Source organism: Microbacterium sp. NPDC077644, assembly GCF_040702785.1.
GTDB lineage: Bacteria > Actinomycetota > Actinomycetes > Actinomycetales > Microbacteriaceae > Microbacterium.
The window spans coordinates 1-276 of the sequence record NZ_JBFBME010000006.1 but is presented as its reverse complement, the minus strand read 5'-3'; positions in this window follow the sequence as shown (position 1 = coordinate 276).

The following is a 276-nucleotide window of genomic DNA, read 5'->3' as shown; positions in this document are numbered from 1 at the left end:
CCTCACGGCGGTCCCCATCACGACGCGGGGCACCGCCGTCGCGACGAGGGGCGCCGGAGCGCCCGGCGGAAGAAGAGCGATCAGGGCGAGGCCGCCGAGGGCGGTCTCCAGGGCGGTTGTCGTCGTCGCGCCGCGGGCGGCGCTCGTCGTCGTTCGGCATGTCCTGATTCTCTCAACTCTTCTGTTAACGCAAAATGGCCACCCTGCGTTGGGTGGCCATTTTGACTAAAAGGAGTCCGGCGGTGTCCTACTCTCCCACAGGGTCCCCCCTGCAGT